Raw genomic sequence first — 26,217 nt, forward strand, 5'->3', positions numbered from 1 at the left:
GCGGCGGGCCGGTGGTGCGGTCTGTGGCCGTGTGGCACTGCGAGGTCGGGCTCGGGAGGGCGTGCGATGAGGACACGTGGTAACCGCGGAGGCGAGGGGGTTCGGTGTGACAGGCGTTGACAGGGCGGGGAGCGGCGACTCGGAGACGGGCGCCCGTCCACTGGGTGATGCACGGGCGCAGGCGGGCGCCTCGGCCGCGCCCGGCCCGATGCCGAAGCCCCCGGGCCCGCTGCTGCTCGGCGTACGGCACCACGGGCCGGGGTCGGCGCGGGCCGTGCGGGCGGCGCTGGACGCGGCCCGGCCGCGCACCGTGCTGATCGAAGGACCGCCCGAGGCCGATGCCCTGATCCAGCTCGCCGCCGACGAGGCCATGCGGCCGCCGGTCGCCCTCCTCGCCCACGCCGTGGACGAGCCCGGACGCTCGGCCTTCTGGCCGCTGGCCGAGTTCTCCCCGGAGTGGGTCGCGATCCGCTGGGCTCTGGAACATGGCGTCCCGGCCCGCTTCATCGATCTGCCGGCCACGCACACGCTGGCGTGGGGAAAGCAGGATGAGGCCGCGCTCGATGCGGAGTCGGGTGACAGGCGCGAGCCGGATGCCGAGGCTCAGCCGGGGGCCGAGGGCGGCGTCCAGGACGGCGAGCCGGCTGACGCCGATGGGGCGGGAGGCCTTGTGCCCGCACCGGGCTCGGCCGAAAGGGACAGGCCGGACGAGAGCGATCCTCGTGCCGACGTCCGGCTCGACCCTCTCGCCGTGCTCGCCGAAACCGCCGGCTACGACGACCCCGAGCGCTGGTGGGAGGACGTCGTCGAGCACCGGGGCGTGGGGGACGGGGATGCGTTCGTGCCGTTTCTCGGGCTCGAGGAGGCCATGGGGGCGTTGCGGGAGGCGTACGGGAGCGGCGGGCATGAGCGGGATCTCGTGCGGGAGGCGTATATGCGGCTCCAGCTTCGGGCCGCTCAGAGGGAGTTCGGCGACGAGGTGGCCGTCGTGTGCGGGGCGTGGCACGTGCCCGCGCTGCGGCAGAAGAGCACCGTGGGCGCCGACAAGGCGCTGCTGAAGGGGCTGCCCAAGGTCAAGGCGGACATGACCTGGGTGCCGTGGACGTATCGCCGGTTGGCCCGGGCCAGCGGATACGGGGCGGGGATCGACTCGCCGGGCTGGTACGGGCACCTCTTCGGCGCGCCGGACCGGCCCATCGAGCGGTGGATGACCAAGGTGGCCGGGTTGCTGCGGGACGAGGACCGGATCGTGTCCTCGGCGCACGTCATCGAGGCGGTACGGCTGGCGGAGACGCTCGCGGCGATGCGTGGGCGCCCGTTGCCCGGGCTGAGCGAGACGACCGACGCGGTGCGGGCGGTGATGTGCGAGGGCTCGGACGTGCCGTTGGCGCTGGTGCAGGACCGGCTCGTGGTGGGGGACGTGCTGGGGGAGGTGCCGCAGTCGGCGCCGGCCGTGCCGTTGCAGCGGGACCTCGACCGGATCCAGCGCCGGCTGCGGCTCAAGCCGGAGGCGCTGGAGCGGGAGCTGGAGCTCGACCTGCGCAAGGAGAACGACGCCGATCGCAGCAGGCTGCTGCACCGGCTGCGGCTGCTCGGCGTGCGGTGGGGGGAGCCGGTCGCGTCGCGGGGCAGTACGGGGACGTTCCGGGAGACGTGGCGGCTGCGGTGGGAGCCCGAGCTGTCCGTGCGGGTCGCGGAGGCCGGGGTGTGGGGGACCACCGTGTTCGCCGCGGCGACCGCCAAGGCGGAGGCGGACGGCGTCGCCGCGCAGAGCCTCGCCGACGTCACCGCACTCGCCGAGCGCTGCCTGCTCGCCGAACTGCCGGACGCGTTGCCCGCGGTGATGCGGATCCTCGCCGACCGGGCCGCCCTCGACGCCGACGTCGGCCACCTCGCCCAGGCCCTGCCCGCACTGGTCCGCTCCCTGCGGTACGGCGACGTACGCGGCACGGACACCGGGGCGCTCGCGGAGGTTGCCGCGGGCCTCGCCGAGCGCATCTTCGTCGGCCTGCCCCCGGCCTGCGCCGCCCTGGACGCGGACGCGGCCGAGGAGATGCGGCGGCATGTGGACGCGGTGCATGGAGCGGTGGGTCTGCTGGGCGACGCGGTGGGGGCGGGGCGGGGTGCCCGGGACGAGGCCGTCGTTGCCGGGGACCGCACTCAAGGGGACCTGCGTCACCGCTGGCATGGCGTGCTCCGGGTGCTGTCCGGGCGGGACACCGTGCCCGGCGCCATCCGGGGGCGCGCCGTGCGGCTGCTCCTGGATGACGGGGAGTTGGTGCAGGACGAGGCGGCGCGGCTGATGGGGCTCGCCCTGTCACCGGGGACGCCGCCGGCGGACGCGGCCGTGTGGATCGAGGGGTTCGTCGGCGGGGGATCCGGCGGCGGGATGCTGCTCGTGCACGACGAGCGGTTGCTCGGGCTGGTCGATGCGTGGCTGACGGGGGTGTCGGCGGAGGCGTTCACGGATGTGCTCCCGCTGCTGAGGCGCACTTTCTCGGCGTATGAGCCGGGGGTGCGGCGGACCCTGGGGGAGCTGGTCCGGCGGGGGCGGGGGCGGGGGCAGCGGGGGAGCGCGGGGGCCGGCGGCGCCGGCATACCCGGCTTCGCCGCCGGGCTCGACGCCGGGCGGGCGGATGCCGTGGTGCCGGTGGTGCGGTTGCTCCTCGGTCTTGAGCAAGGGGAAGGCGACGTCGAGCGCAAGCTCAACGACAACCGCCTGGGCGACAGCAGCCCTGGCCAGAACAACCTTGTGGGGGCGACGGGATGACTACTGACGGAATGAGGGAACCGAGGGCGGGGGCCGCGGCGATGGGAGCCGTCGGGCAACCGCAAGGGTTCCCGGCGCAAGGCAGGCCCACGACGACAACCGTGCCGGTGATCCCGTTGTGGGAGCGGCCTCGTGAGGGAGCGTGCCGATGACGACCGAGGCGATGGATCCGGCGCGGGAGCGGCTGCGGCGGTGGCGGATGGTGCTGGGCGGGGACGACGCCGACGGCACCGGGTGTGCGCTCTCCGGCCGGGACGCCGCGATGGACGGGGCACTGACCGCTCTCTACGGCAAGGGGGGCAAGGCACAGTCGGGGCAGGACCGTTCGGCGGGGCTGGGAGCGTCGGCGCCGGCCGTGGCGCGGTGGCTCGGGGACATCCGGACGTACTTCCCGTCGTCCGTCGTCCAGGTCATGCAGCGGGACGCCATCGACCGGCTCGGTCTGTCCACGCTGCTGCTGGAGCCGGAGATGCTGGAGGCCGTGGAGGCGGACGTGCACCTCGTCGGCACGCTGCTCTCGCTCAACAGGGCGATGCCGGACACCACGAAGGAGACGGCACGGGCCGTCGTGCGCAAGGTCGTCGAGGACCTGGAGAAGCGGCTCGCCACGCGCACCCGGGCCACCCTCACCGGCGCCCTGGACCGCAGCGCCCGCGTCACCCGGCCACGCCACCACGACATCGACTGGAACCGCACGATCGCGGCCAACCTCAAGCACTACCTCCCGGAGTACCGGACGATCGTGCCGGAACGGCTCATCGGGTACGGGCGGGCGTCGCAGTCCGTGAAGAAAGAGGTCGTCCTCTGCATCGACCAGTCGGGGTCGATGGCGGCGTCGGTGGTGTACGCGTCGGTGTTCGGGGCCGTGTTGGCGTCCATGCGGTCCATCAACACGCGGCTCGTGGTCTTCGACACATCCGTCGTCGACCTCACCGACCAACTGGACGATCCGGTCGACGTCCTCTTCGGTACCCAGCTCGGGGGCGGCACGGACATCAACCGGGCGCTCGCGTACTGCCAGTCGCAGATCACCCGGCCCGCCGAGACGGTGGTCGTGCTGATCAGCGACCTGTACGAGGGAGGCATACGGAACGAGATGCTCAAGCGGGTCGCAGCGATGAAGGCGTCCGGGGTGCAGTTCGTTGCGTTGCTCGCCCTGTCGGACGAGGGGGCGCCGGCGTACGACCGGGAACACGCGGCCGCGCTGGCGGCGCTGGGCGCACCGGCCTTCGCCTGTACGCCCGACCTGTTCCCGGAGGTGATGGCGGCGGCGGTCGAGAAGCGGCCGATTCCGGTGCCGGACGCCGCCAGGGGAGACAGATGAGCAGAGAGATCGAGGAGGCGGGGTGAGGAGGGCAATGGCGCGGATCCGCGGGTGATTTGTCGACCTGGTGACGACCGACTTGGCCCAGCAAAACGGACATGAGTACCCATCGGTAACGGGGGGCTTGCGCGACATCGGGAGGGGCGTGCGAGGATCGACGCCTCTTCAGCGGTGCGCCGCGCTCCGCTCGTCCGTACCGCGTCGCGCCGACTCGTTGCTCGTCACGTGTACTTCGTTCCGCCGCACGGGAGGACCCACCTCGCCTTGACCTGGCCAGCCGCCTTGCCGCTAGCCGCTCTGCGCGTCCTGCGCACGGCGGCCGGACGGCGTGCGCTGCAGGTGGGGTTGGTGGTGGGCGGCCTGTTCGCGCTCGGGTTCCTCTGCGGGGAGCGGGCGTATGCGGCGGACGGGGTGCCGTTGGACACGGGCACTTCGTCGGTCGAGCGGTTGGTGACCGACGCGGCCGAGGCCGGCGTGCCGGCCCCCGGCAAGCCCGGCCCGCAAGCCCCGGCCGACCCGGCAACTCCGCAGCTACCGGCCTCCAGCGCGCCGGCCACGCACCCCATCGACGGCACCGACGACGACTCCACCGACAGCGCCTCCGACACGGACAACACCGACGGCAACACCGGGACCAACGACACCGGCAACACCGACGGCAGCGGCGACCAAGTCCTCCGCCCTGTGACCGACCCCGTCACAGGCGGCGTCGGTGAGCGCGTCCTCGAGCCGGTCGGGGACGTCGTCGAGTCGGTGACCGCGGACTTGGCCGAGGCGCCGCCGCTGTCGTCGTTGCCCGCGCTGCCGGTGCTGCCGACGGCGCCGGAGTCGCCGGCCTGGCCGAGCCTGCCGGGGTTCGAGATCCCCGGCCTGCCCGAGGCCCCTGACTTTCCCGGAGCGCCGGCTCTCCCCGGCGTCCCGGCCCAGACCCTGCCCGCGCCCGTCACCTCGACGCCGCGACCGGGATCGGAGGCGCCCGCCGCCGGTGGCGTACGCGACGAGGAGAGCCGTTCGGACACCGCCGCTTCCGGCACCTACGGTCCGCGGTTCGTCGCCGGTGCCGCGGCGGCCGGCACCTCGGCAGCCGGCGACGCACACCGCGTCGCGCGTTCCGGCTACGCCCCCGTCCACCAGGCGCCGGCCGATCACCCGGACGGTGTGCTGGGCAGCCGTTCGGCGGGCGACAACAACACGTCACGGCACGGGGACGCGCATGCCGTCTCGCTGAGCCGACGGGCGCCGTTGCGGCTGGTGCCCGGCGCCGCCGCGCGCACCGTGTCGGACAAGATCCAGGACCGGCACGGGGACATTCCCGTTTCCCCCGCATAGGCCAGTAGGCCGGCCTTCCCCGCCGTAGACCTGCCGCGCGGGGGCGGAAACAGGTCTGCCCGCCCGTCCGGACCCCCCAGTTCCCGGATGTCCCCGACATCCCCCGGACGGAAGCCGCCGGAGCCGTACCCGGTCCCGCTGGTCCCCGACTCCCCGGACCGCGACCGAAACAGGCACCGGAATGTCCCCAAACCGTCCGAAGCCCCGGAGTCTTTCCCAACTCCGTTCCTCCGGGAGCCTTCGGAGCCCCGAGATCTAGGGATCCGACGCACGCATGAACAAGAACATCCGCCGTTCGATCGTCATAGCCGCCGGTGTCACCGGCGCCTGGGCGCTCGGCTCGACCGCCGCCAGCGCGGACGAGTTGCCCGCATCCACCCTCTCCGTACCGGACACGACCACCGACGCGACTGACGCGGCCGACGTCAACGTCACGGCCGACGGCACCGACGCCACGGGCCTGCTCGGCGTGGTCACCGACACCGTCGACGGTGTCGTCTCCGACGTGACGGGCACCGTCTCCGGCATCACCGACGGCGCCGCCGACACGGTCACCGACACGGCCGGCTCGGCTGTCGGCACGGCCAAGACGGCTCCCGTCAGCACCGCCGACCAGGCCCGCCGCTACGTCGACGCCGACCTCACGGTCCCGTCCGCGGCCAAGGCCCCCAAGGCCAAGGGCGCAGCCCAGGTCATCCAGGGCGCCAAGGCCGCCCGCGCGGACAAGGCGGCGCTGAAGGCCGCCGGTCAGGCTCAGGCCAAGGTCTCCGAGGGCGCCGCCGACATCGCAGGCGACGTCAGGGACCAGGACGCCCCGCACCTCCCCCACGCCATCGACTACCTCTTCGGCCCCCTCGCCGCCTTCGCCCCCGAGCTGGAGCAGGCGCTCGCCGCCGCCCAGACGAAGCTCCAGGGCACCCAGGCGGCGGCGCGTTCGCAGGCGCAGGGCGTCGAGGGCGCCGTCCGGACGAAGGCGCAGTACGCCGTCGCGGGCGCGGGCCGCACCGGAGTGGGCGCGCAGGACGTCGCCCACGCCGCCGTCAGCCACGTGCAGGCCACGGCCACCGGCACGGCAGCCGACGCGCGGTCCACCGCCACCGGCAAGGCCACCTCGGCCACGTCGGCCGCCGAGGCCTCCGTCTCCGCCGTCCCCAGCCACGTCACCGGCACCGTCGGCGGCGTCAAGCAGAAGGTCGTCGGCACGGTCAGCACCGTCCCCGGCACCGTCACCCCGGTCGTCGAGCAGACCGCCGACGCGGTCGTCCCGCCGATCGTCACCGAGGCCGTGGGCGGTGTGGTGCCCGTCGCGGGGCACGCCGTCGCGGGCGTCGTCCCGGCCGCCCAGCACGCCGTCGCCGGTGTCGCCCCCGCCGCCACGCACGCCGTGGCCGGGGTGACCCCGGTCGCCGGAAACGCGGTGGACGGCGTCCAGCCCGTGGCCGGCGGCGCGGTGGCCGGTGTGCAGCCGGTCGTCGGCCAGGCTGTGGACGGCGTCGTTCCGGTCGCCCAGAGCGCCGTGGCCGGGGTCGCCCGGACCGCCGGTCACACCGTCGACGCCGCGACGGCGCTGGCGTACGGCGTCGTGAACGACGTCCAGCCCGTGGCCGCCCACGCCGTCGCGGGCGTCCAGCCGGTCGCGGCGGGTGCCGTCCAGGGGGTCCAGCCGGTCGTCGCCGGGGTCGTCCAGGGCGTGCAGCCGGTGGCCCACGGCGCGGTCGGCGACGTCCAGGACTTCGCCTACGGCACCGTCGCCGACGTCCGGCCCATCGCCTCCGGCGCCGTCGCCGACGTGCAGCCGGTCGCGCAGGGCGTCGCCGCGGACGTACCGCCGTACGCCACCGGTCTGGTCGGCCAGGTCGCCGCGGACGGCACGGGCACGGTCCTGCCGCCCGTCGCCGGCACCGCCGTGCACGGTGTCGTGCCGGTCGCCGGGCAGGCCGTCGCGGACGCGGGTGCGCTGACGTACGGCGTGACCGGCGACGTGCGGCCCTTCGCGGGCGGCGTCGTCGGTGAGGTCGACCCCTTCGTGCACGGGGTGGCCGGACCGGCCGTCTCCTTCGCCGAGGGTGCCGCCGCTCACGTGCAGCCGTTCGCGTACGGCGTCACCGGCACCGTGCACCCCGTCGTCGACACGGTCGTGGACGCCGTCCAGCCGGTCGTGCAGGGCGTCGGCGGCAGCGCCACGACGCTGGCGTACGGCGTCGTCGGTGATGTGCAGCCCTTCGCGGGCGGCGTCGTCGGCGAGGTCGACCCCTTCGCCCACGGCGTCGCGGGCCAGGTCGCGCCCTTCGCCGAGGACCTGACCGGCACGGTCCAGTACTCGGCCGACCCGCTGGCCGGCAACGCGGTCGGCGGCGTGCACGGGGTCGCCCGGTCGGTCACGCCGGGTTACGCGCAGGACCTCCACCAGGGCGGCACGTACCACCTCTGACCGCAGCACCCCGCGTCGTACGGCTGCCTCCGGCGGAGCCACGTACGACGCACCCGCCGCCACGGCGGGCGCACAGCGGACGCAGGACCACTCGCATCCGCGACCGCGGACGCACGTACCACCGCATCCGCGACCGCGGACGCACGCACCACCGCATCCGCGCCCCCGCGCCCGCCGCGGCGACCGACCGACTCCGCGGGGCAGACGCCCCGGACGGCCGAAAGCCGTCGGCCGTTCCGACCGGAACCCCGCGGAAGGGCCGGGTGATCCCCATTGGGGTGGGGATCGCCCGCCCAAAGCCCACAGGGGCGGCCCATTCGTGCCCCTTCGGGCTGCTCAGAGGACCTCACCGGGTCAACCCCAACCCGGTGAGGTCCTTCCGCGTTGTGGTCCGGCGTGTTCCCGATTCCTCACAGTCGGCACGCCGTGCCAGAGATCTTTGCTGATCGCGGCATCATGTGACAGGTATCACCGCTCAGGTGTGACCCTCGATTTAGGGGCCTCCTGCAAGCAGCGATAACCTGCGAGACGGACATGCCGCGCGCTCGGACACCGTGTGCGCCTCCCTTGTGACACAGGCGGACCGTCACGTTGCCCTTCGCGGCACGCCCACGCATCCAACGAACCGCGAGATCACTGATAGGGACGGAAGCGCGTGGACCTGTTCGAGTACCAGGCGAGGGACCTCTTCGCCAAGCACGATGTACCGGTGCTGGCCGGTGAAGTCATCGACACGCCTGAGGCGGCCCGCGCAGCCACCGAGCGTCTCGGTGGCAAGTCCGTCGTCAAGGCCCAGGTGAAGGTCGGCGGCCGCGGCAAGGCCGGCGGCGTCAAGCTCGCCGCGACCGCGGACGAGGCCGTCGCCCGGGCGACCGACATCCTCGGCATGGACATCAAGGGCCACACGGTCCACAAGGTGATGATCGCCGAGACGGCCCCGGAGATCCTGGAGGAGTACTACGTCTCCTTCCTCCTCGACCGTGCCAACCGCACCTTCCTCTCCATCGCCTCCGTCGAGGGCGGCATGGAGATCGAGGAGGTGGCGGCCACCCGTCCGGAGGCCGTCGCCAAGATCGCGATCGACGCCATCGACGGCGTGGACGAGGCCAAGGCCCAGGAGATCGTCGCTGCGGCGAAGTTCCCGGCCGAGGTCGCCGACAAGGTCGCCAACGTCCTGATCAAGCTGTGGGACACCTTCATCAAGTCGGACGCCCTCCTCGTCGAGGTCAACCCGCTCGCGAAGGTCGCCTCCGGCGAGGTCATCGCGCTCGACGGCAAGGTGTCGCTCGACGAGAACGCCGAGTTCCGTCACCCCGAGTACGAAGAGCTGCACGACAAGGACGCGGCCAACCCGCTCGAGGCCGCCGCCAAGGCCAAGGGCCTCAACTACGTCAAGCTCGAGGGCGAGGTCGGCATCATCGGCAACGGCGCCGGTCTCGTCATGAGCACCCTGGACGTCGTCGCGTACGCCGGTGAGAACCACGGTGGCGTCAAGCCCGCCAACTTCCTGGACATCGGCGGTGGCGCCTCCGCCCAGGTCATGGCCAACGGCCTCGAGATCATCCTCGGCGACCCGGACGTCAAGTCCGTCTTCGTCAACGTCTTCGGTGGCATCACCGCCTGTGACGAGGTCGCCAACGGCATCGTCCAGGCCCTGAAGCTCCTCGAGGACCGCGGCGAGAACGTCACCAAGCCGCTCGTCGTCCGTCTCGACGGCAACAACGCCGAGCTCGGCCGGCAGATCCTCACCGACGCCAACCACCCGCTGGTCCAGCGCGTCGACACCATGGACGGCGCGGCCGACAAGGCCGCCGAGCTGGCCCACGCCGCCAAGTAAGCACTCAGGACGAGGACACAACACACCATGGCTATCTGGCTCGACAAGGACAGCAAGGTCATCGTCCAGGGCATGACCGGTGCCACGGGCATGAAGCACACCAAGCTCATGCTGGGCGACGGCACCAACGTCGTGGGCGGCGTGAACCCGCGCAAGGCGGGCACCACCGTGGACTTCGACGGCACCGAGGTTCCGGTCTACGGCACCGTCAAGGAGGCCATCGAGGCCACCGGCGCCAACGTCTCCGTCATCTTCGTGCCGGAGAAGTTCACCAAGGACGCGGTCGTCGAGGCCATCGACGCCGAGATCCCGCTGGCCGTCGTGATCACCGAGGGCATCGCGGTGCACGACACCGCCTCCTTCTGGGCGTACGCCGGCAAGAAGGGCAACAAGACCCGCATCATCGGCCCGAACTGCCCCGGCATCATCACCCCGGGTCAGTCGAACGTCGGCATCATCCCGGGCGACATCACCAAGCCGGGCCGTATCGGCCTGGTCTCGAAGTCCGGCACGCTGACGTACCAGATGATGTACGAGCTGCGTGACATCGGCTTCTCCACGGCCGTCGGCATCGGTGGTGACCCGATCATCGGCACCACGCACATCGACGCCCTCGCCGCGTTCCAGGCCGACCCCGACACCGACCTGATCGTGATGATCGGTGAGATCGGTGGCGACGCCGAGGAGCGGGCCGCGGCCTTCATCAAGGACAACGTGACCAAGCCGGTCGTCGGCTACGTCGCGGGCTTCACGGCGCCGGAGGGCAAGACCATGGGTCACGCCGGCGCCATCGTCTCCGGTTCGTCGGGCACGGCCCAGGCGAAGAAGGAGGCGCTGGAGGCGGCCGGCGTCAAGGTCGGCAAGACGCCGACGGAGACGGCGAAGCTGGCGCGCGAGATTCTCGGCGGCTGAGGGTAGTTACGGCTGTCAGCTGAACGTTGGTGGGCCCGTTCCCCGGGGTGGGGGCGGGCCCACGGCGTTGTCGCCGGCCGCGCACCGCGACGGGCCCGCGGTCGGGAGACGGCCGTAGCTGCAACGGCGGAGTGCCGCACCTCTCATCTGGTCTCCGGTACAAGCCTCACTGGGCCGCTTGCCGCAGCCTTCCGCAACTTCTCCCGCAGTTTCACCTCCCTCTCCGACAACGGCCCCGGCGCCACCTTCGGCGGTACGCCGAGCACCGTCTGCCCCGGGGACACGGGGGGTTCGTACCGGGTCGGAGCCGTTCGCAGCGTGAGCGCCGTCGTGCCGATGAGGGCCACCGTGAACGCGATCGCCGCCCGGGTCCAGAAACGGGCCCGGCGTTCGCTGCTGTCACGCACCGTCGGCGGCTTGGCCGCGCGCAAGCGCTCCGCGGAGGCCAGTTCGGCCAGACGGCGGTGGAGGTCGGTGGGGTCGGACAGGGCCGGGAGACGGTCGGCGACAGCGGCGCGGGCGTGCAGCAGGCGCATCGCGGTCGCCGGAGTGCTCGCCTCCGACTCCGCTGCCGTCTCGGGCAGGTCGAGGCCCACACCGTCGTAGAGGAGAAGCGCGCGGCGCTGTGGCGGCGTGAGGTTGAGGAGTACGTCCAGCAGCGCGCGGTCGGACGCGTCGGCGGGCGGGGGTTCGGGGTGCCGGTAGCGGGGGCGGAACCGGTGCCAGGGGGAGAGGGCGAAGTCGTACGCCGTCGCCCGCACCCAGCCCGCCGGGTCCCGGTCGCAGGCCACCTCCGGCCAACGCTGCCAGGCGAGTTGGAAGGCCCGCTCGACCGACTCACGCGCGAGTTCCCGGCGCCCGGTGAGCAGGTAGGTCTGCCGTACGAGGGCGGGGGCGCAGAAGGCGTAGAGCGCGTCGAAGGCCTGGGCGGGGGTGAGGGGACGCGTCGACTGCTGACGTCGTGTCACTTCGGCGTCGATCACCCCGTCCTGAGCCGCCGTCTGCGATGCGAGCGACCTGAGCAGTTGGGCGTAGGCCTCCTTCCTGAGGCCGCGTGGTGTCGTACGGCCGTTCTCCCAAGCGTGTACCGTCTCGCGGCTGACGCCCACCTGTGCCGCGACCTGAGCCTGCGTCAATGAAGCGGCCTCACGCAGGTGTCGGCGCTCCTCGGGCGGGGGGAGCGGGGTTGCAGGGGTCTGCGTCACCGGGCGCCCTTCCGTGTGAAAAGGTACATAAACATATATTGAGCGACACATCGGAGGTTCGCCTGTTACGACGGGAAAGCGCGTGTCGTTGGGAGCATGGCGGGCGTGATCGAAACGACCGCTCGTCGAACGTCCTCGTTCTCCTCGCACACGCGCAGGCACGGCCGAACGCCCGGGCTGGCCGCCAGTCTCATGGCCGGTGCGGTGGCGGCGGGGCTGGGGCTGGGTGTGTTCGCGGTGCTGGTGATGGTGCTGTGGGTCAGTTCGCCGTATCCGGACAGTGGGCCGGGCAGTGCGTTGCAGATCGCCGCCGTGCTGTGGCTGCTGGCGCACGGCGCAGAACTGGTCCGCGTCGACACGCTCTCCGGCGTCCCCGCGCCGGTCGGTGTCACGCCGTTGCTGCTGTTCGTGCTGCCGGTGCTGCTGGTGCACCGGGCGGCGCGGGACACGGCGGCGGACGGGGGTGAGGGGGCGCCGCTCGTGCCGGGGCGTACGGCGTGGGCGGGCGTCGTGCTCGGGTACCTCGGGGTCGGTGCGGCGGCCGCGGTGTACGCCGCGCGGGGGGATCTGCGGCCGGCGTGGTGGTGGGCCGGAGTGTGGGTGCCGGTGGTCGTGATCGTGGCGGCGGGAGTGGGGGTGTGGACGGGGTGCGGTCGGCCGCCCGAGGTGGTGGAGCGGGTGCTGGTCGCATTGCCGAGGAGGGTGCGGCGGCTGGTGCCCGGCGTGACGGCGCGGGCCCGGCTCGGAGTCGCCGGGCGGGCCGCGGGCGCCGGGGTCGCGGTGCTCGTCGGGGGTGGGGCGGTGCTGGTGGGCGGGTCGCTGGTGTGGCACGGGGCCGCGGCGCGGGCGTCCTTTCTGCAGCTGACGGAGGGCTGGTCGGGGCGGTTCGCGGTGCTGCTGCTGTGTGCGGCGCTCGTGCCGAACGCGGCGGTGTGGGCGGCGTCGTATGCCCTTGGGCCGGGGTTCGTGCTCGGGGCGGGGCATGTGGTGGGGCCGGTGTCCTCGGCGCCCGCGCCGTTGCTGCCGCCGTTTCCGTTGCTGGAGGCGGTGCCGGGGGCGGGGGTTGGGGGGCCGGTGCAGTGGGGGGTTGGGGCGGTGCCGGTTGTGGCCGGCGTGGTGGTGGGGTGGTTTGTGGCGCGGGTGGCGGTTTGTGGTGGGGATGGTCTGGTGGCTCGGGCGGGCGGTTGGGGCGATGGGTGGCAGGCTTCGGGGCAGGCTGGGGCGGGGTTTCGGACCAGGGGTGGGCAGGGGGCCGAGGAGACGCGGTCCAGGAGTGGGGGAGTGACTGAGGGAGTGCGGACCAAGGATGGGCGGGGGGCCGAGGAGGGGTGGACCAAGGGCGGGCGAGCGTCTGCGGCGGACGGGTCTCGGGCCGGGCGCGTGCAAGCGCAAGCTCCTGTTGTGGTCTGGTCGAGCGGGCGCACCGCAGGGGTTGCGGCGCAGGCTGCCGTGCTCTGCGGGGCGGTGTTCGCTGTGGTGGCCGCGCTGTCGGGTGGGCCGCTGGGGGTGGGGGTGCTGGCGCAGTTCGGGCCGGTGTGGTGGCAGGTGGGGACGGCGACGCTGGGGTGGGTTCTGGTGACGGCGGTGCCGGTGGCTGTGGTGGTGCGGGCGTGGCGGTGCCGGGCGGGGCGGGGTGTGGCGGAGGGGGTCGTGAGCGAGGCGCAGGGGGCGGGGATCGGGATCGGTAGGCCTCGGGTGGGGGTGACCGGGGGGAGCGGCTCGGGTGTGGGGGCTGCCGGGGCGGGTGCTGGTTCGGGTGTCGACGGCTCGGGTGCTGTCCGTGGGCGGCGGTTGCGGGAGCGGTTGCCGTTGGTGGGCCGGTGGTGGTCGCGGGGGGCGGAGTCGGAGGTGGGTGAGGGGGCGGCTGCGGAATCGGGGTCGGGGCGCATGGTTTACGACCAGGACGCGCCGTACGCGGTGTCGGGGCAGGAGCAGGCTGTGCCGCTTCAGGGGCGTGACGATCTGGATGCTCGGGTCGCGGAGGGTGACTCCGAGGCTTTGAACGAGGCTCGCGACGAGGAAATCCCGTACGTGGAGTACGACCACGACACCACCTTCGAGCCGTACGGCTTTCCGTCCAGCGAGCCGCCGGCTGGGCCGCCGCCCTCGCCCTCGTCCGCGCCGTCACCATCGGCGTCGCCCTGGCACGATGACGCCTCCCGTGCGGCGCGTTGGGCAGCGATGAAAGAGGTGTCGGAGCCGTCGGAGGTCCTTGAGGACTCGGAGTCGTCGGGCGCGGCCATCGTGGACGCGGATTCAGTGGGTGCCGTTGCGGACTCGGATGCGGCCGGCGCCCTTGAGGAGCCGGATTCCCCCGACGACGGCTCTGAGGACACGGCATCGCAGCCGTGACCGGCCGGAGGCCCAGGGCGGAGCCGCCGATGGATTCCTCGCCCCCGCCGCCCCTACCCGTCCCATCCCCCAGGGGCTCCGCCCCTTCGACCCCGGTCCCTGGGGGCTGCCGCCCCCAGACCCCCGCATCGGCCCTGAAGGGGCCTTGTCCTCAAACGCCGGACGGGCTGAGAGATGCGGGCCGGCGCTGGGACGTGACCGTCGGTGCCGTGAGGTGAAGCCCGGTGGTCGAGAGGAGGCCGCCCCTCTGCGGGTGGGTGGGGGTTGTTAGGGACGGCTCTGCGCGGCCTCGACCCCCGGACCTGACGGGCTGAATGACGCGGACCGGCGCCGAGAACGGAGCCGCCGCCTCCTCGTCAGACCCCGCTACTCAACCCGCGTTCCCCAAAACCCCCCGCAACTCCTCGGGCAGAAGCTCATTGCACGACTGCTTGGCCTCGTTGGTCAGCGCGTCACTCGTGCAGGTGTAGTAGTCGCTGTACACCACCTGCGCCGTGAACCCGGCAGCCACCACCGCGAGCGCGAGGGACGCCGTGACGAGCCCGCTCACTGCTGCCGTGGTCTGGGGGCGGCCCGTGTGCTGGGGGGCCGGGGTGTTCGGGTCGGGGGTGCGGGGCTTGGTGCGGAGGCTGGTGATGCCCCAGTAGAGGGCCAGCGCGCCCAGCAGCAGGGCCACGTACGGCCAGCTGAAGAGGGCGAAGAAGAAGGCCCACATGCCGGACAGCAGGGCGTAGCGCGCGCGGCGCTGGGCGGGGTCGGTGGGATCCCAGCGCAGGCCCGTGCCGGGTCCGCCTCCGCCGGGGCCGTCCTGGCCGCCGCGGGGGCGGTCGCCGAAGCCGCCCGGGGAGCGGCCCGGCTGGCGGTCGCTCCACTGGCTGCCCCAGGGCGAGTGGCCGCCGCCCTCGCCCGATCCCTGCGAGCCGTCCTCGCCCGTGGGGCGCCGCGGCTGCCACGGACGGTCCGGTGTGCCCTCCGGCGGCGGTGCGAAGGGGTTGTCCTCCCGCGCCCGGCCGCCACGGCCCGGCCGGCCGTCCTGAGCCCGGCCGCCACGCCCGTCGTCGTCCTGTCCTTGGCCGCCACGGCCCGATCCGCCCTGAGCCCGGCCACCATGACCCCGGTCGTCCTGAGTCCGGCCACCGCGGCCCCGGTCGTCCTGAGCCCGCTCGTTGCCGTGCTCGCCGCCCGAGGGTGCGTCGGGCGGTGAGGCGGGGCGCTCGCGCAGCAGCATGCCGCTGTGCTCCCTCCCCTGCACCGGCTGCGGGGGGAGCATGTGGAGTCGCAGACTGCGGTCCGGCATCAAGTGAGCGTCTTCCCCTTGTGGATACGGCTGGATACGGCTGACACGGCTGTGGGGCCGGCCGGCTACGACAGTCGGCCACGGCTGTCTCGCGTGGAGCTGTCACTTCGTGAACGCACCGCACACCGACCGCGTTCCCGAGCCCGCTCCCCGCAGACGCTACCTTCCGGCCGTGCCCCCGTCCCACGGGGGCCGCCCGGTGTGCCGGTATCGTTGCTGACGGTCGGCTGCTTCGTAGACTTCCCCGTATCGCGGGGCGCGATGCATTCGTATGAACGTACAGGCCGTCTGCGGGCAAGGCGCAGACCGTCGACGTCCCTACCCGCCGGCCGCACGAAGAACGCACCCCCGAGAAAGGGCCCCACCGTGGCCGCCAAGCCCGTGGCCGAGCGTCCCAGGCGCCTCGTCGTGCTGGTCTCCGGATCCGGCACCAATCTGCAGGCGCTCCTCGACGAGATCGCCGCCGTCGGCCCCGAGGCGTACGGCGCCGAGATCGTCGCCGTCGGCGCCGACCGGGAGAACATCGAGGGGCTGGCGCGGGCCGAGCGCGCCGGGCTGCCGACCTTCGTGCGGAAGGTCAAGGACTACGGCAGCCGGGAGGAATGGGACGCCGCCCTCGCCGAGGCCGTCGCGGCCCACGAGCCCGACCTCGTCGTCTCCGCCGGGTTCATGAAGATCGTGGGGAAGGAATTCCTGGCCCGGTTCGGCGGACGGTTCGTCAATACCCATCCCGCCCTTCTCCCCAGTTTTCCCGGCGCCCACGGCGTGCGTGACGCTCTCGCGTACGGCGCCAAGGTCACCGGCTGCACCGTCCACTTCGTCGACGACGGCGTCGACACCGGACCGATCATCGCTCAGGGCGTGGTCGAGGTCCGGGACGAGGACGACGAGAGCGCTCTGCACGAGCGCATCAAGGAAGTCGAGCGAAGGCTGCTCGTCGAGGTCGTGGGGCGGCTCGCCCGCAACGGCTATCGCATTGAGGGACGAAAGGTAGTTATCCAGTGACCGCCACCGCCGAGAGCAACAAGCGGGCCATCCGTCGCGCGCTCGTCAGCGTCTACGACAAAACCGGCCTCGAAGACCTCGCGCGCGGGCTGCACGAGGCGGGCGTGGAGCTTGTCTCCACCGGGTCCACCGCGGGCCGTATCGCCGCCGCGGGCGTCCCCGTCACCAAGGTCGAGGAGCTCACCGGCTTCCCCGAGTGCCTGGACGGCCGCGTCAAGACGCTGCACCCGCGCGTGCACGCGGGCATCCTCGCCGACCTGCGCCTGGAGGACCACCAGCGGCAGCTGCAGGAGCTGGGGGTCGAGCCGTTCGACCTCGTCGTCGTCAACCTCTACCCGTTCCGGGAGACCGTCGCGTCCGGCGCCTCTCCCGACGAGTGCGTCGAGCAGATCGACATCGGCGGTCCGTCGATGGTGCGCGCCGCCGCCAAGAACCACCCCTCCGTCGCCGTCGTCACCAGCCCCGCCCGTTACGCCGACGTGCTGGCGGCCGTACAGAACGGCGGCTTCGACCTCGCCACCCGCAAGCGGCTCGCGGCCGAGGCCTTCCAGCACACGGCCGCGTACGACGTGGCCGTCGCGAGCTGGTTCGCCTCCTCCTACGCCCCCGTCGACGAGTCGCAGTTCCCCGACTTCCTCGGCGCCACCTGGGAGCGCGAGAACACCCTCCGGTACGGCGAGAACCCCCACCAGCCCGCCGCCCTCTACGTCGACGGCAGTGGCGGCGGCCTCGCCAAGGCCGAGCAGATGCACGGCAAGGAGATGTCGTACAACAACTACACGGACACGGACGCCGCCCGCCGTGCCGCGTATGACCACGCCGAACCCTGCGTCGCGATCATCAAGCACGCCAACCCGTGCGGCATCGCGGTCGGCGCGGACGTCGCCGAGGCGCACCGCAAGGCACACGCCTGTGACCCGCTGTCGGCGTTCGGCGGTGTGATCGCCGTCAACCGGCCGGTCAGCAAGGAGATGGCCGAGCAGGTCGCCGAGATCTTCACCGAGGTCATCGTCGCGCCCGACTACGAGGACGGCGCGCTGGAGGCTCTCACCAAGAAGAAGAACATCCGCGTCCTGCGCTGCCCCGAGGGCCCCGGCAACCCCGTCGAGGTCAAGCCCGTCGACGGTGGCGTCCTCCTCCAGGTCACCGACCGCCTCCAGGCCGACGGCGACGACCCCGCCAACTGGACCCTCGCCACGGGCGAGGCGCTGTCCGCCGAGGAACTCGCGGAACTCGCCTTCGCCTGGAAGGCCTGTCGGGCCGTCAAGTCCAACGCCATCCTGCTCGCCAAGGACGGTGCCTCGGTCGGCGTCGGCATGGGGCAGGTCAACCGGGTCGACTCCGCGAAGCTGGCGGTGGAGCGCGCCGGTGCCGAGCGCGCCCAGGGCTCGTACGCCGCCTCGGACGCCTTCTTCCCCTTCCCGGACGGCCTGGAGATCCTCACCGCGGCCGGCGTCAAGGCAGTGGTCCAGCCCGGCGGTTCGGTCCGCGACGAGCTGGTGGTCGAGGCCGCGAAGAAGGCGGGCGTGACGATGTACTTCACGGGCACGCGGCACTTCTTCCACTGATTCCGCAGGCGGAACGACACCCTGGCGGCGCTACGTCGAACTGCGCAGCGCCGCCCAGGTGTTGGGGCCCACCTGGCCGTCCACCTCAAGCCCCTTGGCGCCCTGGAACTGCTTGACCGCGGACTCGGTGTCCCGGCCGAACTCGCCGTCCACGCCCGCGCTGCCCACGCTGTAGCCGCGCTTGGTGAGCATGCACTGCACCTGGACGACGCGTTGGCCCTTGTCGCCGTAGTCGGTGAGCTCGGTGCCGGAGTAGTACGTGCACTGGGAGATCCAGGGCGGAGTGGCGGGGGTCGTGGCCGTCTTGGTGGGGGTGGCGGCCGGGGTGCTGCCGTCACTGCCGCTTCCGTTGCCGTCGGACGGGGCGGAGGTTTCGTCGGCGGGAGTCGCCTGCGTTCCGCCCGCTGCGCCGGCAGAGGCGCTCGGGCTCTTCGACGCCTCGATCCTCTCCGCACCCGGCGTTGCCTTGTCCTTCCCCTTTTCCTTGGCGCCGGAGGGCGACGCGGAAGAACTGGTGAGGGAAGAGGCCTGCGCGTCGTCGGCCGTGGCGCCGCCGGTTGCCGTCGGGGCCGCCGAGGCCGTCTCGTCGAAGGACGGGCGCGTGAGGAAGAAGGCGCCCGCGGCCACGGCGCACACGGCGAGGCCCGCGGCCACGGCCAGGTACGTCTTCCGCTTCCTCCGGCTGCCCCCGCCCTCGGGAACCGGGGTCTGCACGGGGGTGGCGTACTGAGCAGGCGGCATCGGCGGCGTAGCAGGCCCGAAGGGGAGGCCGGGGGCGCGGGACGCCGCGGGCTCCGTCGGCGCACGCAGCTGGACCGTCTCCTGGACGGAGACCTGTTCCAGTACGTCGCACGCCTGCCGTCGGGCGAGCAGCCGGGCGTCCAGCGGCTCGTGCCAGGAGGCCGCGCGGCCGTGACCGGCGGCCGTGGCGGCGTCGAGGAGCTGCCGCGGGGTGGGGCGCCCGGCGGGGTCCTTGGCGAGGCAGGCGGACAGCAGGGCGGCGAGCGCGGGGTCCACGCCGGAGAGGTCGGTCATGATCTCCGGCTTGGGCTCCTCGAACGCGACCCGGTGCATCACGTCGACGCCCGTACCGTCCCCGAAGGGGGCGTGCCCGGTGGCCGCGTAGATCAGGCTCCCGGCGAGCGAGAAGACGTCGGAGGCGGTGTCGCAGGTGCCCTCGCGCAGATACTCGGGCGCCATGAAGGCGGGCGTGCCGACGCGGCTGCCCGTCGAGGTGATCGCGCTGCTGTCGGCGAGCTGCGCGATGCCGAAGTCGATGACGTACGCACCCTGCAGGGACAGGATCACGTTGGACGGCTTGAGATCCCGGTGTACGACACCGGCGGCGGCCAGCGCCGACAGGGCCTGCCCGAGCTCCGCCACCAGCCGCCACACCCCGGCCGCCCCGAGCGTGCCGCACTCGCGGACGGCGTCGGCGAGGTTGAGGCCGGGCAGGTACTGCGTCGCCATCCACAGCAGCGAGTCGTCGAACCCGGTGCCGAGCAGGCCCGGCGTGCGCGGCGTGTGCACCTGGGCGTGCACGGCCGCCTCCCGCTCGAAACGCCGCCGGAACCGGGGGTCCTCGGCGTACTCCGGGCGGATCACCTTGACGGCGGCGAGGCCGGGGGCGTTGTCGGCGGGGCGTGCGAGGTAGACGTGGCCCATGCCGCCGCTGCCGAGCAGCCCGAGGGGCACGTAGGGGCCGATCCGCGCCGGGTCCGTGGACCGCAACGGGCTCGCCCCTGCCTGCCGCAGTGCGGCGTCCCCGGACGCCGGAACGTCCGGCGGCGTCGGCTGTTGGTCTGACATGGGTCCCCCGGTGTGCTGCCTTCTCACAACGTGCGCTCGTGTCACGCCAGTTGCGCAAGAGGCTACCGCCCCGGGCGAACGTGGGTGCGGCCTCCGGCCCTCCCCCGAGGGGACCGGAGGCCGCGCCCGTGTCAGCGGCGTCGGTCAGCAGGTGCGCAGACCCGGGATCGCCCCGTAGTTCACGCCGCCGGACACCTTGTTGGCGGGGAACCAGCCCCAGCCGCCGTTGCTGACGTTGGTGTCGGCCTGGGTCCACAGCCACCAGTCGTTGCGGGCGTCGCCGACCGGCGGGTTCTCCTGGCCCGGGAACTTCTTCTGGCAGACGAACCAGTTGTCGCCCGCGTTCAGCCAGCCCGCGACGTTGCCGTTGAACATCACGTTGCCGCCCTGGTAGTTGTGGCAGTAGCGGGAGTTGTTCGGCCCGCTGCCCCAGCAGCCGTTCGGTGCCGCGGACGCGCCCGTCGGCGTGAGGGCGACCGCCCCCGTGGCGAGTACGGCCGCCGCACCCAGCGAGGCGAGCATGCGCTTCATGGTCGGTGTCCTTCCGGTCTTGCCACCCCCGTTGGTGGACACGACCACGGTGACGCCGACGCCCCCCGCGCGGTACCTCGGACCTCTCAGGGTCACTTCTTGCCGGGCGGCGTGTACTCCTTGAGGTAGTGGGCGACGCGGGCGGCGTAGTCGCGGTACTTCGGGGGAACCCCGCCCGCGTTGTTCACCACCTTGGTCGACGTCCGGTACGCGGCCGCCAGCAGCACCTGACGGTCGCCGGACAAGCCCTTCCGATGGAGGAGCGGTTCCATGTAGCAGAGGTAGCGGCCCACGGCCGGGATGGACTCGGCCGGCGTGAGGGGAGGCTTGGGGGTCTCCTCCGCCGGGACGCCGTCCGCGCGGATCCACCAGCGCAGCAGGCTCGGCGTCCAGCGCGCGATGCCGTACTCGCCCTCCTCGCCCACGGACGGGTCGGTGAGGTCGGGGTCGAAGTTGCTCTCCGCCTTCAGCAGGGCCGCGATCAACGCCGGGGTGACCTCCGGCCGCACGCAGTCGTGGGCGGCGTCGACGATCAGCCTGCGGTAGGCCACCGGGACGCCCTTGTCGGTACGGAGTTCGGAGGCGCCGTAGGTGGCGGCCGTGACCTTCGTGGTCCCGGCGGACGAGGGCGCGCCCGCGCTTCCGTCCGTGCCGTTGTCCACCCAGGCGCTGACGCCGTAGCCGAGCGCCGCCACCGCCACCACGGCGGTCGCGGCGGCCAGCGTCGTCGTACGGCCGGAGCGGCGGCGCGGGAGGAGGGCCCGCGGCAGGCGCGGCGAGCGGGCGGTGCCGGCCGCGGCCTCCACGCGGCGCAGCAGCTCCTGGGTGCCGATCCGGTCGGCGTGCGTACGGGTCAGACAGTCCCGCACGATCTCCCGCCAGGCGTCCGGGAGTTCGGGCGACAGCCGCAGGTCGTCGGTGCCGCGGGCGTAGGCGGCGGCCGCGTCGCGGCGGGCCGTCGGGGTGGCGCCGGGCAACGGGAAGGAACCGGTCAGGAGGAGATGCGCCAGCACACCGAAGGCCCAGACGTCCGCCGAGGGGCGGATACGGCGGCCCCGCTCACCGATCTCCGACCAGAGCAGCTCCGGCGGCGTGTAGTCGGGCGTCGAGAAGGCGGGCGTGTACGCGTGCGTGCCCTCCAGCTCCGCCGCCATGTTGAAGTCGGCGAGCCGGGCCGAACCGTCCCGCATCAGCAGCACGTTGGCCGGTTTCAGATCCCCGTGCACCCAGCCGGCGTGGTGCAGCTGCGCCAGCCCCTCACAGATCTGCGCGAGCAGGGCGGGACCGGCGGCGGGCCGGGGCTGGGCGGCGAGCAGCGCGGACAGGGAGCCCTCCGCCTTCTCCAGTACGAGGACGGTGGCGCCGTCGAGGGCGGGGCTCGCCGGGTCGTCGACGGTGAGGGTGCCGTACATCCGGATCAGCCGCGGCTGCTTCAGCCTGCGGTGCAACTCGACCTCGCGGTCGACGAGTTCGCGCAGGTGGGTGAGTTGGCGGGGGGTGCCGGTGCCGGTGGGCAGGAACTTCAGGGCCGCCGTACGCGGCAGGTCCTGCGAGCCGTCCGTACGCCTCCCCTCGTACACACTCCCGAACGCCCCCGTGGCGATCGGCTCCCGCACCTCCCACCCGCCCACCCGGTACCCCTTCGGCACCGGCACGGCGTACGGCTCGGTCACCGGGCCGGCCGGCCGGACGCCGGGGCGGAGGGAGACGGCTCGCTCAGCACGACGAGATCGTCCTCCCGTACGAGATCGAAGCGCAGGGCCAGCGAGACCAGGGACTCCTTCTTGCCGTTGAGCCGCGGTCCCGTGTCGGCTGTCTCCGGGCCGGGTTTCAGGCGCAGCTTCACGGCGAGGTAGTCGATGTTCCACTGCACGGACGTGCGCGAGGCGGCGGGCCAGGTAGGGCGCAGGCGGTCCACGACCTGGTCGACCGTGGGCAGCGGGGCGTGCGGCTCGCCGCGCAGGCGGGGTTCGCACAGGGCGGCCAGGACCGCGAAGTAGCGCTTCGTACGGTCGACCGAGAAGGCGGGCGCGGTGGTGGCACCGTCCAGTCCGCCCTCGGCGGTGAGGTAGTCGTGGCGCGGCGCCCACACCTCGATCGGCAGCAGATCACCGGCCGCCGGCAGCACGATCCGCGAGAACTCGAAGGGGATCGGCGCGTCCAGCCGCCCCGGCCCGACCTTGATGTGCTCGCCCGCGCCCTCCGGGTTCTCCACGACGTACGTCTGTTCCCGGCTGAGGTTGCTCAGTATCCAGAAGGCGCCCTGCGCGGTGATCTCACCCGCTCTGCGGGAGACCCCCTCGTGCGCGATCGCGAGGCCGTTGTCGGAAACGGAACGCCCGAAGCCGAGCCGCTCGCCGGGCGCCAGCCGGATCTGGGTGGGCCGGTTCTCGTCCTCCGTGGTCGGCGGAGGTACCACGATGATGCTGTACAAGGTGCGTCTCCCCGTGCCTGACGGCTACCCAGGTCAGAGTAGGGCGACGCAGCGGGGCCGTGTCCCCCTCGTACGGGTGAGACACGGCCCTCGGCTGCTATTTGGCGCGAACTGAGCCCCCGCTGGGGGCGTTCCTCAGTAGCGCGGGCGGTTGAACCAGGCGGACGCCTGGCTGTTGACCATCGAGGCGAGGATGATGCCGGCGATGGCGAGGGAGATCAGCCCACCGAAGGTGGCGGAACCGGTCCCTCCGGCCACGATGTTGTAGATGCTGCCGAGGATCATCAGCGACGCGTACACGATCGTCGTGATGCGGATGCCGCTGCCGCCGTTCTTGAACTTGACGCCCAGGAAGATGGACAGCGCGCCCATGCCCACCAGGAGGGCCGCCATCAGGAAGCCGAGACCGGCCAGGGCGTCGGTGGAGTCACCCGAGCCGACGCCGTTGGACACGTCCTGCATGGCGCCGACGGCGATGCCGGCGATGAGGCCGAACAGGATGTCGAAGCCGGCGAGGATGAAGAGGAAGACACGCGCGGTCTTCATCAGGCCCGGCATCTCCATCGGCATCATGTTGCCGCCCGGGTAGCCGGGGTAGGCCGGCTGGCCCTGCGGGTAGCCGTAGGCGGGCGGCTGCTGGGGAGCGCCCTGCGGGTAGCCGTAGCCGGGCTGGGGCTGGCCCTGGGGCGGCTGCGGCGGGTAGCCGGGCTGGCCCTGGGGCGCCTGGGGCGGCGGGCCGTAAGGGTTGTTCGGGTCGCCGAAACTCATGGCGGTCTTTCCTCCGTTGTCCGAGTGCGGGGACGCGCGGCACGGTTCGGAGGAAGGTCTTCTATGCGGTTTGTCCCCCCGGTACTGCCCGCGGCACTGCCGTCACATCGTTCTTTAGTCTGCTCTTACTTGTCCAGCCGCATTCCCTATGTGTTGTGCAAGTGCAACATCGCTGATCATGAGGGGATACGGGGGGAGATACGGCGGCCGAGGTCACGGCAGGCGCCGCCGAGGGCCGCAGGAGACCCGGATTGGAACCCGGAGGGCGTCATCCGGGAGGATGGGAGCCATGACCGCCCAGATTCTCGATGGCAAGGCCACCGCAGCCGCGATCAAGTCCGATCTGACCGCCCGCGTGGCGGCGCTGAAGGAGAAGGGCGTCACGCCCGGCCTCGGCACCATCCTCGTCGGGGACGACCCCGGCAGCCAGAAGTACGTCGCCGGCAAGCACCGCGACTGCGCCCAGGTCGGCATCGCCTCCATCCAGCGCGAACTGCCCGGCACGGCGACCCAGGAGGAGATCGAGGCGGTCGTCCGCGAACTGAACGAGGACCCGGCCTGCACCGGCTACATCGTCCAGCTCCCGCTGCCCAAGGGCATCGACGAGAACCGGATCCTGGAGCTCATGGACCCGGACAAGGACGCCGACGGACTGCACCCCATGAACCTCGGCCGTCTGGTGCTCAACGAGCCCGCCCCGCTGCCCTGCACCCCGAACGGCGTCCTCACCCTCCTGCGCCGGTACGGCGTCGAGATCAAGGGCGCCGAGGTCGTGGTCGTCGGCCGCGGTGTCACCATCGGCCGCCCGATGCCGCTGCTGCTGACCCGGCGCAGTGAGAACGCGACCGTGACCCAGTGCCACACCGGGACGCGCGACCTGTCGGCGCACCTGCGGCGCGCGGACATCATCGTCGCGGCCGCGGGCTCCGCCCATCTGATCCGCCCCGAGGACGTGAAGCCGGGCGCGGCCGTCCTCGACGTCGGTGTCTCGCGCGGCGCCGAGGGCAAGATCGTGGGCGACGTCCACCCCGGTGTCGCCGAGGTGGCCGGCTGGATCTCCCCGAACCCCGGTGGCGTGGGTCCGATGACCCGGGCGCAGCTGCTGGTCAACGTGGTCGAGGCGGCGGAGCGCAGTGTCGGCTGAGAAGGCCGCCGGCAGGGCGGAGAACACTGCCGAGGCGGAGGAGATCGAGGTCCGCGACCCGGTGAGCGCGCCGGACGCGGAGGGCAGGCCCCGGCGCACCACCCGCCGCTTCCCGCTGTTCACACGGGACACCGCCCGCCCCGAGGGCGGCGGCCGGGCCGCGGGCGGTGACGCGCCCGCGCCCGCCCGGCAGTGGCCCGTCCTCCTCGTCCTCGGCCTGGTCGGCATCGGCCTGCTGATCACCGCGCTCGACGTCTTCCGCGCCGGCACGCTGGTGATCGGCGGCGCCCTGCTGGCCGGCGCGGCGCTGCGGTGGCTCCTGCCCAGCGTCGGGATGCTCGCCGTACGGTCGCGCTTCACGGACATAGTGACGTACGGCGTGCTGGGCCTCGTGATCGTGCTGCTGGCGCTGATGGCGCAGCCGGATCCGCTGCTGAAGATCCCGTTCCTGAAGGACGCGCTGCACTTCACCGTGGACAGCTGACGCCCTGATCGAAAACGGCGGCCCGTCCTCTCCCCCGAGGAAGGACGGGCCGCCGTCTGCGTCAACCCTCGGGCACGGTGAAGGAGCTGTTCAACGCCTGTCAGCGCGCTGTGGCACGGAGGTGACCGTTCCGCTACGTGGGTCCGCCGGGGCGGTCGAGAACCTCCGTCGGGCCCCTCGGGAACCTCCCTCGACAACCTCCGTCGGGAACCGATGAGCGGTCCCGTGTCGTCACCTGATCGGATCTGGTTCGGAGGTGAGCGATGGGTGCCTGGCAGCCGCTGCCCGACGATCTGCCGCCGGAGGTGCGGCACTTCGTGGAGCAGTTGCGGCAGCTCAAGGACCGCACGGGCCTGAGCCTGGTCGCGCTGGGCGCGCGCACGGCGTACAGCAAGTCCTCCTGGCAGCGTTACCTCAACGCCACCCAGCCCCCGCCCCGGCAGGCGGTCGTCGCGCTGTGCCGGGTCGCCGGGGTCGGGAAGGAGGAGGCGGAGCGCTTCGGGGTGCGATGGGAACTGGCGGTGCAGGCATGGCCGAAGCCGGCGGCGTCGGCGCAGGCGCCGGTGAACCCGGACGGTACCGGCGAGAGCCGGGGCGCTCACGAGGCACGCGAGGAGCACGAGGAGTACGAGGACGATCCCACCCTCCCCTGGTGGGACGCGCCGCCGCAGGAGCCGGAGGCGCCGTCGCGCCGGTTGCTGGTGGTCGCGGTCGCGCTGGTCGTGGTGCTGGTGCTGACGGGACTGATCGGGACTGTCGCGCTGGGGTGAGCCAGGCGAGACTGCCGTGCCGGACTTGCCCGGATAGATCGCCCGTGACGCAGGTAATCGCTTATGTGCGTTCTGTGTGTCGATGTGTTGACAAGTTCGCGGATTTGCAAGGAAGTCGTCCAACAAGCGGGCTAGCGTGGTCGATCGGGACGGTCCGGGGCGTCCCGTGTGTTCTGTAAGGGCTTACTGCCAGGGTTGCGTCGGCCGGCGAGGGGAGCCGGTGGAACACTGGACGCGACTCGGTGGG

19 protein-coding genes are annotated in these 26,217 nt (G+C 72.7%); 12 read left to right on the top strand and 7 right to left on the bottom strand.

Annotated features, from left to right (window positions below):
• Positions 1-208 precede the first annotated feature (208 nt).
• The 6 genes from ACZ7L6_RS25015 to sucD all read left to right on the top strand — a co-directional run bounded on the left by ACZ7L6_RS25015 (position 209) and on the right by sucD (position 10,603).
• Positions 209-2,770 carry a DUF5682 family protein gene (locus ACZ7L6_RS25015; RefSeq protein ID WP_471927534.1) on the top strand — a complete coding sequence of 854 codons (2,562 nt, stop codon included), beginning with the start codon at positions 209-211 and terminating at the stop codon, positions 2,768-2,770.
• 148 nt (positions 2,771-2,918) lie between these two features.
• The gene (locus ACZ7L6_RS25020) at positions 2,919-4,094 is read left to right on the top strand and encodes a VWA domain-containing protein (RefSeq protein WP_471927428.1); all 1,176 of its coding nucleotides are present in this window, start codon (positions 2,919-2,921) and stop codon (positions 4,092-4,094) included.
• Between the two features lie 264 nt (positions 4,095-4,358).
• Complete coding sequence (locus tag ACZ7L6_RS25025) at positions 4,359-5,423, top strand: hypothetical protein (RefSeq protein WP_471927430.1); 1,065 nt, start codon at positions 4,359-4,361, stop codon at positions 5,421-5,423.
• 274 nt (positions 5,424-5,697) lie between these two features.
• Positions 5,698-7,854, top strand: coding sequence for a hypothetical protein (locus ACZ7L6_RS25030; protein WP_471927432.1), 2,157 nt, complete (start codon positions 5,698-5,700; stop codon positions 7,852-7,854).
• A gap of 655 nt (positions 7,855-8,509) precedes the next feature.
• Positions 8,510-9,691, top strand: coding sequence for an ADP-forming succinate--CoA ligase subunit beta (gene sucC / locus ACZ7L6_RS25035; protein WP_471927434.1), 1,182 nt, complete (start codon positions 8,510-8,512; stop codon positions 9,689-9,691).
• Between the two features lie 27 nt (positions 9,692-9,718).
• Positions 9,719-10,603, top strand: a complete 885-nt coding sequence (gene sucD, locus ACZ7L6_RS25040) for a succinate--CoA ligase subunit alpha (RefSeq protein ID WP_471927436.1) — start codon at positions 9,719-9,721, stop codon at positions 10,601-10,603.
• Positions 10,604-10,746: 143 nt separating this feature from the next.
• Here the strand turns inward: sucD and ACZ7L6_RS25045 are convergent, their stop codons facing one another.
• Positions 10,747-11,808, bottom strand: a complete 1,062-nt coding sequence (locus ACZ7L6_RS25045) for a helix-turn-helix domain-containing protein (RefSeq protein WP_471927438.1) — start codon at positions 11,806-11,808, stop codon at positions 10,747-10,749.
• 96 nt (positions 11,809-11,904) lie between these two features.
• On the opposite strand from ACZ7L6_RS25045, the gene ACZ7L6_RS25050 reads away from it, so the two are divergent.
• Positions 11,905-14,160 (top strand): cell division protein PerM, encoded by a 2,256-nt coding sequence (locus tag ACZ7L6_RS25050; RefSeq protein ID WP_471927440.1) that lies wholly within the window; start codon positions 11,905-11,907, stop codon positions 14,158-14,160.
• Between the two features lie 370 nt (positions 14,161-14,530).
• On the opposite strand, the gene ACZ7L6_RS25055 is transcribed toward ACZ7L6_RS25050, so the two are convergent.
• Positions 14,531-15,457 (bottom strand): hypothetical protein, encoded by a 927-nt coding sequence (locus ACZ7L6_RS25055; RefSeq protein WP_471927442.1) that lies wholly within the window; start codon positions 15,455-15,457, stop codon positions 14,531-14,533.
• 366 nt (positions 15,458-15,823) lie between these two features.
• On the opposite strand from ACZ7L6_RS25055, the gene purN reads away from it, so the two are divergent.
• Together purN and purH are read left to right on the top strand one after the other, a co-directional pair.
• On the top strand, positions 15,824-16,462 hold the full coding sequence (gene purN / locus ACZ7L6_RS25060; RefSeq protein ID WP_471927444.1) for a phosphoribosylglycinamide formyltransferase: 639 nt from the start codon (positions 15,824-15,826) through the stop codon (positions 16,460-16,462).
• Entirely contained in the window at positions 16,459-18,030 is a 1,572-nt protein-coding gene (purH, locus tag ACZ7L6_RS25065; RefSeq protein ID WP_471927446.1) for a bifunctional phosphoribosylaminoimidazolecarboxamide formyltransferase/IMP cyclohydrolase, read from the top strand. The genes purN and purH overlap by 4 nt, the downstream gene beginning before the upstream one ends.
• A gap of 30 nt (positions 18,031-18,060) precedes the next feature.
• On the opposite strand, the gene ACZ7L6_RS25070 is transcribed toward purH, so the two are convergent.
• The 5 genes from ACZ7L6_RS25070 to ACZ7L6_RS25090 form a co-directional block, all read right to left on the bottom strand.
• Positions 18,061-19,839, bottom strand: coding sequence for a protein kinase domain-containing protein (locus tag ACZ7L6_RS25070; RefSeq protein ID WP_471927448.1), 1,779 nt, complete (start codon positions 19,837-19,839; stop codon positions 18,061-18,063).
• Between the two features lie 144 nt (positions 19,840-19,983).
• The gene (locus ACZ7L6_RS25075) at positions 19,984-20,370 is read right to left on the bottom strand and encodes a hypothetical protein (protein ID WP_244181711.1); all 387 of its coding nucleotides are present in this window, start codon (positions 20,368-20,370) and stop codon (positions 19,984-19,986) included.
• A 92-nt stretch (positions 20,371-20,462) separates the two neighbouring features.
• On the bottom strand, positions 20,463-22,043 hold the full coding sequence (locus tag ACZ7L6_RS25080; protein WP_471927450.1) for a protein kinase domain-containing protein: 1,581 nt from the start codon (positions 22,041-22,043) through the stop codon (positions 20,463-20,465).
• Positions 22,040-22,804, bottom strand: coding sequence for an FHA domain-containing protein (locus ACZ7L6_RS25085; protein WP_471927452.1), 765 nt, complete (start codon positions 22,802-22,804; stop codon positions 22,040-22,042). Before ACZ7L6_RS25085 ends, ACZ7L6_RS25080 begins: the two co-directional genes overlap by 4 nt.
• Positions 22,805-22,939: 135 nt before the next feature.
• Positions 22,940-23,572, bottom strand: a complete 633-nt coding sequence (locus ACZ7L6_RS25090; RefSeq protein ID WP_471927454.1) for a hypothetical protein — start codon at positions 23,570-23,572, stop codon at positions 22,940-22,942.
• A 289-nt stretch (positions 23,573-23,861) separates the two neighbouring features.
• Here ACZ7L6_RS25090 and ACZ7L6_RS25095 point away from each other — a divergent pair, with 289 nt between their 5' ends.
• The 3 genes from ACZ7L6_RS25095 to ACZ7L6_RS25105 all read left to right on the top strand — a co-directional run bounded on the left by ACZ7L6_RS25095 (position 23,862) and on the right by ACZ7L6_RS25105 (position 25,970).
• Positions 23,862-24,716 (top strand): bifunctional methylenetetrahydrofolate dehydrogenase/methenyltetrahydrofolate cyclohydrolase, encoded by an 855-nt coding sequence (locus ACZ7L6_RS25095; RefSeq protein WP_471927456.1) that lies wholly within the window; start codon positions 23,862-23,864, stop codon positions 24,714-24,716.
• Positions 24,706-25,200, top strand: a complete 495-nt coding sequence (locus tag ACZ7L6_RS25100; RefSeq protein WP_471927458.1) for a DUF3017 domain-containing protein — start codon at positions 24,706-24,708, stop codon at positions 25,198-25,200. The genes ACZ7L6_RS25095 and ACZ7L6_RS25100 overlap by 11 nt, the downstream gene beginning before the upstream one ends.
• Positions 25,201-25,463: 263 nt before the next feature.
• Entirely contained in the window at positions 25,464-25,970 is a 507-nt protein-coding gene (locus tag ACZ7L6_RS25105) for a helix-turn-helix domain-containing protein (RefSeq protein WP_471927460.1), read from the top strand.
• Positions 25,971-26,217 lie beyond the last annotated feature (247 nt).

Source organism: Streptomyces sp. NPDC107522, assembly GCF_055657525.1.

What these genes read in the sequence shown, in the direction of transcription:
- ACZ7L6_RS25015 (WP_471927534.1), top strand. Translation starts at nt 209, where the DNA reads ATGCCGAAGCCCCCGGGCCCGCTGCTGCTCGGCGTACGGCACCACGGG.
- ACZ7L6_RS25020 (WP_471927428.1), top strand. Translation starts at nt 2,919, where the DNA reads ATGACGACCGAGGCGATGGATCCGGCGCGGGAGCGGCTGCGGCGGTGG.
- ACZ7L6_RS25030 (WP_471927432.1), top strand. Translation starts at nt 5,698, where the DNA reads ATGAACAAGAACATCCGCCGTTCGATCGTCATAGCCGCCGGTGTCACC.
- sucD (WP_471927436.1), top strand. Translation starts at nt 9,719, where the DNA reads ATGGCTATCTGGCTCGACAAGGACAGCAAGGTCATCGTCCAGGGCATG.
- ACZ7L6_RS25050 (WP_471927440.1), top strand. Translation starts at nt 11,905, where the DNA reads ATGGCGGGCGTGATCGAAACGACCGCTCGTCGAACGTCCTCGTTCTCC.
- ACZ7L6_RS25055 (WP_471927442.1), bottom strand. Translation starts at nt 15,457, where the DNA reads ATGCCGGACCGCAGTCTGCGACTCCACATGCTCCCCCCGCAGCCGGTG.
- ACZ7L6_RS25070 (WP_471927448.1), bottom strand. Translation starts at nt 19,839, where the DNA reads ATGTCAGACCAACAGCCGACGCCGCCGGACGTTCCGGCGTCCGGGGAC.
- ACZ7L6_RS25075 (WP_244181711.1), bottom strand. Translation starts at nt 20,370, where the DNA reads ATGAAGCGCATGCTCGCCTCGCTGGGTGCGGCGGCCGTACTCGCCACG.
- ACZ7L6_RS25090 (WP_471927454.1), bottom strand. Translation starts at nt 23,572, where the DNA reads ATGAGTTTCGGCGACCCGAACAACCCTTACGGCCCGCCGCCCCAGGCG.
- ACZ7L6_RS25095 (WP_471927456.1), top strand. Translation starts at nt 23,862, where the DNA reads ATGACCGCCCAGATTCTCGATGGCAAGGCCACCGCAGCCGCGATCAAG.
- ACZ7L6_RS25105 (WP_471927460.1), top strand. Translation starts at nt 25,464, where the DNA reads ATGGGTGCCTGGCAGCCGCTGCCCGACGATCTGCCGCCGGAGGTGCGG.